This window comes from Pseudomonas sp. F-14 TE3482 (genome assembly GCF_053629455.1).
Window position 1 is genome coordinate 6,535,638 of sequence record NZ_JBRJII010000001.1, and the last position, 6,457, is coordinate 6,542,094.

Consider the following 6,457-nt stretch of genomic DNA (forward strand, 5'->3'; position numbering starts at 1 on the left):
TATTATGCGCAAACAATTGATGATCCCCGCCCTCCTGGCCGCAAGTGTTGCACTGGCTGCCTGCTCCACACCGCCCAACGCGAACCTGGAGCAAGCCCGCACCAACTACACCGGCCTGCAAGCCAACCCGCAAGCCAGCAAAGTCGCAGCGCTGGAAACCAAAGACGCCAGCGAATACCTGGACAAGGCCGACAAGGCTTACCTGGATAGGGAAGACCAGGCCAAGGTCGATCAACTGGCTTACCTGACCAATCAGCGCGTTGAAGTGGCCAAGCAGACCATCGCCCTGCGCACCGCTGAAAACAACCTGAAAAATGCCGCAGCACAACGGGCCCAGGCTCGTCTGGATGCCCGCGATCAGCAGATCAAACAGCTGCAGGACAGTCTGAACGCCAAACAGACCGATCGCGGCACGCTGGTGACGTTTGGTGATGTGCTGTTCGCCACCAACAAGGCGGACCTGAAGTCCAACGGTTTGGTGAATATCAACAAACTGGCGCAGTTCCTTCAGGAAAACCCGGACCGTAAAGTGATTGTCGAAGGCTACACCGACAGCACTGGCGCGGCGTCGTACAACCAGTCGCTGTCCGAGCGTCGTGCGACCTCGGTGCAAGTGGCCCTGATCAAGATGGGTGTCGACCCGGCGCGCATCGTGGCCCAGGGTTATGGCAAGGAATACCCGGTTGCGGAGAACTCCAGCGTCTCGGGCCGTGCGATGAACCGTCGGGTGGAAGTGACCATTTCCAATGACAACCAGCCTGTCGTACCGCGTTCGGCGATCAGCTCGAACTAAATTGAACCTGCGGTAACGCAAAAGCCCCGCCTGAATTGATCAGACGGGGCTTTTTTGTTTTCACGAGGCACCGCTCGTCGCAACTGGTATTTCTGACAGTAGCTGGCGTTGGATCGAGGGACTTATATACCTGAAGGTCACAATGACACTCAGGGGATACACAATGTCTCAGGAAAGTGAATCGCAAAACTCGACGTTGCCAGCACCGAATCAAAAGCCTGGCACTCCCGTATGGTCCCACAACAGGCCCATGAACGAGGGCCGCTATCTCTCCACATTAACGCCTCTGCAGGATGGAACAGCACTGGCCGCTGGGGGTATTTATCAAACGCTGCACGAGCCAACGATCAAACTCAAGTCGGCGGAAATATATGATCCGGTCCATGGATCCTGGAAGCAAGTCGCTGACATGAACCACGCCCGTTCTGGAGCACAAGCGGCCTTGTTGCCCAATGGGACAGTATTGGTAGCCGCGGGCACCGATCTGCTCGAGTCAGAAATTTACGACCCGCAAACTCAAGCCTGGAGGCTCACCGGAGCTTTGAATTTTTCACATGGCCTGTCACCCACTGCCATTTCACTGTCTGATGGAAAAGTAATGCTCGCAGGAGGCATAGCAGAGAGTGGTGATCCTCGGCTATTCGAGGCAGTGGAAATCTACGATCCAGAAACCGCAGAGTGGACTCGGATCAACGATATGAACGAAGGCCGCAACTTGTTTGCGATGATCCGTATGGAGGATGGCAACGTCTTGGTAGCCGGTGGCCAGGGCAAAAATTTCACCCGGACCAACACGGCTGAAATTCTGGACCGAACTACCGGCAACTGGACATCCATTGCCCCAATGCATCACCGCCGCATCGGTTGCTCCGCTTTTCTATTACCCAATGGCGATGTCATGGTTGCGGGGGGAATGTCTGCCGGTGGCGAAAGCGAGGCGGAAATCTACAACCCTGCGACGGGCGAGTGGCGGCTCATCCCCACGCTGACCGGCAACACCACCACAAGCTCGGTGCAATTAAAAAATGGAAAAATTCTGTTCGTCGTAGGCGCCTACGACCCTATCTACACTCTTCCTGTTGCAGAACTCTTTGACCCGGTAACAGAACAGGCCGAACGAATTACAGACATTCCCTTTTTCCCCAAGGTTCCCTCGTCGCCATCGGCGGCTTTGTTACACGACGGTTCGGTACTCGTTGCAGGTGGGTATACGATCCCTACTACAAACCAGGCTCTTGTATTCAGCCCATTTTTTATGAGAACGCCGAAAGCGAATTCAACAACCGGTCTCCGTCCGACCTATTCGGGTATTTCCCTGTATCCAAACGCGCCCGTGGTCGTGATTGACGCTGTCACCGACAAACTTCTCGATGCCACTCGAACTGACGGGCAAGGGAACTGGTCCGTTACCGCCGGGCAAGACATGAAAGAAGGAATGCATGCTGTACAAGCGGGCATATCCGAAAAGTGGACGATCACGATTGTATTCACCGTCGCTAACTCATGAGAGCCGGGTGGGTGGGAGGGGCGAGCCCTCCCACCGTTTTAACTGGGTTACGGTTTGAGCTTCTGCGGCGTTTCCTCGCCCATGCAGCGCACGGCCTTTTTCTTGTTGTTGATCAGCACGCCGGTCAGGCCTTTCTGTTCGGTGTCGAACAGCACCAGCACGCCATCGATGCACTGGGCCACTTGCGGGGCCGGTTCCAGGGAGACCTTGTAGTCTTCGCCCGGCACGGTCTTGAGCATGGTGAAGTCGCTGAGCAGTAGCGCATCTTCGGGTTTGGCGAAGTGCAGGTAGCCGTACCACCACAGGGCGCCAACGGTGCCGAGGATGCTGCAAATACCGGTGATGATCAGCGGGATGGCGTTACGTTCTTCACTCATTGCGGACTCTCTGGTGGTTCATCTTCAGAATTCGGGGGTGCCGGGTAATTGGGGATCTCACCCAGGCGGCGCAGGCCGTCGAAATGCTGCGGGTCTTCGAGGTAGCGCAGCATGACCTTTCGCCAGACCGGGTCGGCGAAGGTTTGCACATGACCGCCCCGGGTCAGTTGCAGCACTCGCGGCGGCGGCGCAGCTTGATACAGTCGGATGCCGTTGGAAAGGGGCACCAACTGATCATCGATACTGTGATAGATCAGTTTCGGTACGCCGTTGAGTTGCGTCATGGAATGGATCGCACTGTCGCCGTCCGGCACCAACCAGGACAACGGCACCTGGAACGGCCAGGTCATCCACGACGTACTCAAGGCGAAACGCCCGACATCACGGTAACTGGCAGGCACGCCATCGAGTACGAAAGCCTTGAGTTGCCGCTGGCGCTCGGGATGCTGGGCCAGGAAATGCACGGCCATCGAACCGCCAAGGCTCTGACCGAGAAGGATCAGCGGTTTACCCTTGACCTCCGGGGCCCGGTCGAGCCATTTGAACGCGGCATCGATGTCCTGATAAATCGCCGGCAACGCCGGTTTACCTTCGGACCAACCGTACCCACGATAGTCCACCAGCAACACTTGATAGCCCTGCTCCGGCAACCACCAGCTCCCACCCAAATGCCACGCCAGGTTGCCGCCGTTGCCGTGCAAATGCAGCACCGTGCCTTTGACCTCGACACCTTTTTTCGCCGGCAGCCACCAGCCATGCAGCTTGAGGCCGTCAGCGGTGACCAGGGTGACGTCGCGAAATTCGAGTTTGGCTTTTGCCGGGGTGAACGGCTGGCCGGGCTCGGGGTAGAACAGCAGAGAGTCGCAACCGCCGAGGGTCAGGAGCAGGCAAAAGATGCCGAGGATTCTCATCCGGTGAAGCCTCGCGAAAAATGGGGTTGGAACAGTATCCTGTGGCAATCAATTGACCTGTGGGAGCGGGCTTGCCCGCGATAGCGATGTCACAGGCAACATGAATGCTGAATGTTAAGCCGCCATCGCGGGCAAGCCCGCTCCCACAGGGGGATTCGTTGCTCACAGGATATTGGAATAATCCGCTTCGATCCGGTCCAGGCTCAGGTGGTTGAGGAAGTTGGAGAAGCACATCCAGGCCGATAGCGCGTTCATGTCGCGGAATTGGTCGGGCAGGTACTTGGGCGGCACCACCAGGCCTTCGTCCACCAATTGGCGCAAGGTTCGCATGTCTTCCAGCGTGGTCTTGCCGCAAAACAATAGCGGTATCTGCTCCAATTTGCCTTTACGCACGGCCAACTGAATGTAGTTGTAAACCATGATAAAGCCCTTGAGGTAGGACAAGTCTTTGGTAAATGGCAGACCAGTCGGCACCGAGCCGCGGAAAACCCGGCTGGCGTTGCCGTAGCTTTCGGCCATTTCGAAGCCTTGCTCACAGAAGAAATCGTAGATCTGCAAGAAGTCCGCGCCCTCCTCCACCATATGAATGGCACGGGTGCGGTTGGTCAGTTTGCGCAGGCGGCTCGGGTAGGAGGCGAAGGTGATGATTTCCATCAGGATCGCCAGGCCTTCCTGGGTCACGGTGGATGACGGCGGGCCTTTGGACAGGAAGGTGCAGATCGGCTGATTCAGGCCGTTGAGCGTGGTGCCCACATGCACCAGCCCTTCGTGGACTTCCAGTGCACGCACGTCGCGGTCGTTGAACATCGCGTCGGCGCGGATCTTGATATAGTCGGCGCCGGCCGCCGCATCGGCAACGATCCCGTCGGACTCGAACACCCGAATGGTTTCTTCGTTCTCGCCAAACACCCGGTTCAGTCGGTGTTGCAGCAGGTCGACGGCTTCCTTGGCGGTGAGAAGTTTCGGTTCGTCCTTGAGGTCGCCACGGCCATCGATGTTGTTCAGGTAATCGGAGAGCATCAGGCCCAGATCGGCCAAGGTCGGGTCGCCAGCGTGAAACGCATCGGACGCCGCGCCATACAATTCCTGGGAAATCAGCCCGAAATCTTCGGTGCCGCGCGCTTCAAGCATGCGCACCACCATCCGGTATTCCTTGCACATGCGGCGCATGATCTGGCCGACCGGGTTGAACTGGCCGAGCTGGCGGGTGATGTCGCGCTCGATGTTCTGGAATTCCAGCTTCACTTTGCTGGAGTCAAATGCCAGCGGTCGATTGAGGTAGTAGTCGCGGTCCACGGCCGGCATTTCCTTGCCCTTGCCTTTGAAGAACCCCTTGCGAATGCTGTCGTCCCACTTGACCGCATCCAGAACGCGAATCGGCGTCTGCGCCAGCACTATGCGATCGGACAAAATGCGTATCGTCTGCTGGTATTCGTCCACCCGAAACTCCTGTAGTAAAACCGTTACGTGCTGGATTTATTTGGTTTTGGCCAGGCGCTGATAACGCACCGCTTCGACGAAAACATCGGAATTGGCCGGGTCATCGAGGTAGGCGAACACCTGATCCAGGCTGTTGTTGATCAACACCCCGTCGCCGTCGTCGGTCCGGAAGCCTTGGCCACTGAGGGCTTCTTGGCCCATGGCCTGTTTGATCTGCTCGAGGTCGAGGTTGTAGACCACCAGTTCGTGCTTATCGTTAAGCTCGAAACCGGTGATGGTGAAGTTCCCGCCGAACTGCGCCGGCACCTTCGCCGACAGGTACCAGCGATTGCCATGGCGCGACACGGTGAAGGGATAGGCTTCACGCTCATGGGGCTTGGCCTTGAAGTAGCTGACCGCCTGATAGCGATTGTCGCCGATGCGTGTCAGCTCCAGGTTCATCGGCTCGCCCCAGGCATTGGTGCTGGTCCACTTGCCGAGCAATCCTTTGGGCGCGGGCTCGCTGGCGGGCAGCGGCTCCTTGAAGGTCACCAGACAGCCACTGAGCAGCAGGATCGACAAGGCGATCACAACGACGCGCCAGGCTTTCATTCAACACTCCCTATGAACACACGGCCCCAAATGGTCACCGAACCTGTGGGAGCGAGGCTTGCCCGCGAAGGCGTTGTGTCAGTCAACACATATGTTGAATGTTATACCGCCTTCGCGGGCAAGCCTCGCTCCTACAGGGTCGAGTTGTCCTGCGGGATTTACACCGACGCCAGCACCAAATGCATGTAGCGGTTGAGGATGCCGAGCATTTCCTCTTCGGCCACAGGCTCGGCGTCGTTGAGCAGGCCCTGATATTCCATCCGTCCGATAATCGCCGTCAACACTTTGGCATCCTGTTGTGGCTCACGGGAACCCAATACTTCGAAAAGCTGGCAGGTGCCCTGCAGGAGAATTTGCTGATGGGAACGTACCAACAACGCCAGACGCGGGTTGAGCAAGGCTTCCTGGCGGAAGGCTTGCTCGGCCATCAAGTGCTCGCGGCGATTGATCAATTGCCGATGAACATAGTCAGCCATCAGCCGGGCGATATCGTCCGCCAGCTGTGAGCGGGACTCGGGGGTGCCATCGCCGCTGACAACCATCTCGCGCAACAGGCCTTCGTTGCTGGCCCACAACCGGGCCATGAACGCCGCGCTGCGTTCCACGTATTGGGCGAAGGTATCGGTGAGCAGGTCATCGATGTCTTTGAAATAGTACGTCGTGGCCGACAGCGGCACACCCGCTTCAGCGGCCACCGCACGGTGCCGTACGGCCCGCACGCCATCACGCACGACAATGCGCATCGCTGCGTCGAGAATGTCCTGTCGACGCTGTTCGCTGCCCTGTCGGCTGGCCTTGCGGCCCTGGTACTGAACACTTTCAGCGACCGCAGTGGCGA

General features: G+C 57.9%; 7 protein-coding genes. 2 read left to right on the top strand and 5 right to left on the bottom strand.

What is annotated here, in order from left to right:
- Positions 1-4 precede the first annotated feature (4 nt).
- Positions 5-793 (top strand): OmpA family protein, encoded by a 789-nt coding sequence (locus AB7M26_RS29805; RefSeq protein ID WP_429377983.1) that lies wholly within the window; start codon positions 5-7, stop codon positions 791-793.
- 163 nt (positions 794-956) lie between these two features.
- Positions 957-2,300, top strand: a complete 1,344-nt coding sequence (locus tag AB7M26_RS29810; protein ID WP_429377985.1) for a Kelch repeat-containing protein — start codon at positions 957-959, stop codon at positions 2,298-2,300.
- Between the two features lie 47 nt (positions 2,301-2,347).
- On the opposite strand, the gene AB7M26_RS29815 is transcribed toward AB7M26_RS29810, so the two are convergent.
- The 5 genes from AB7M26_RS29815 to AB7M26_RS29835 form a co-directional block, all read right to left on the bottom strand.
- On the bottom strand, positions 2,348-2,677 hold the full coding sequence (locus AB7M26_RS29815; RefSeq protein WP_429387401.1) for a hypothetical protein: 330 nt from the start codon (positions 2,675-2,677) through the stop codon (positions 2,348-2,350).
- The gene (locus AB7M26_RS29820; protein ID WP_123498107.1) at positions 2,674-3,588 is read right to left on the bottom strand and encodes an alpha/beta hydrolase; all 915 of its coding nucleotides are present in this window, start codon (positions 3,586-3,588) and stop codon (positions 2,674-2,676) included. The genes AB7M26_RS29815 and AB7M26_RS29820 overlap by 4 nt, the downstream gene beginning before the upstream one ends.
- 162 nt (positions 3,589-3,750) lie before the next feature.
- Positions 3,751-5,028, bottom strand: a complete 1,278-nt coding sequence (locus AB7M26_RS29825; protein ID WP_123498105.1) for a flavohemoglobin expression-modulating QEGLA motif protein — start codon at positions 5,026-5,028, stop codon at positions 3,751-3,753.
- 36 nt (positions 5,029-5,064) lie between these two features.
- The gene (locus AB7M26_RS29830; RefSeq protein ID WP_123498103.1) at positions 5,065-5,619 is read right to left on the bottom strand and encodes a hypothetical protein; all 555 of its coding nucleotides are present in this window, start codon (positions 5,617-5,619) and stop codon (positions 5,065-5,067) included.
- 158 nt (positions 5,620-5,777) lie between these two features.
- A partial coding sequence (locus AB7M26_RS29835; protein WP_454238994.1) for a TetR/AcrR family transcriptional regulator occupies positions 5,778-6,457 on the bottom strand: 680 nt, incomplete at its 5' end.

What these genes read in the sequence shown, in the direction of transcription:
- AB7M26_RS29820 (WP_123498107.1), bottom strand. Translation starts at nt 3,588, where the DNA reads ATGAGAATCCTCGGCATCTTTTGCCTGCTCCTGACCCTCGGCGGTTGC.
- AB7M26_RS29805 (WP_429377983.1), top strand. Translation starts at nt 5, where the DNA reads ATGCGCAAACAATTGATGATCCCCGCCCTCCTGGCCGCAAGTGTTGCA.
- AB7M26_RS29815 (WP_429387401.1), bottom strand. Translation starts at nt 2,677, where the DNA reads ATGAGTGAAGAACGTAACGCCATCCCGCTGATCATCACCGGTATTTGC.
- AB7M26_RS29810 (WP_429377985.1), top strand. Translation starts at nt 957, where the DNA reads ATGTCTCAGGAAAGTGAATCGCAAAACTCGACGTTGCCAGCACCGAAT.
- AB7M26_RS29830 (WP_123498103.1), bottom strand. Translation starts at nt 5,619, where the DNA reads ATGAAAGCCTGGCGCGTCGTTGTGATCGCCTTGTCGATCCTGCTGCTC.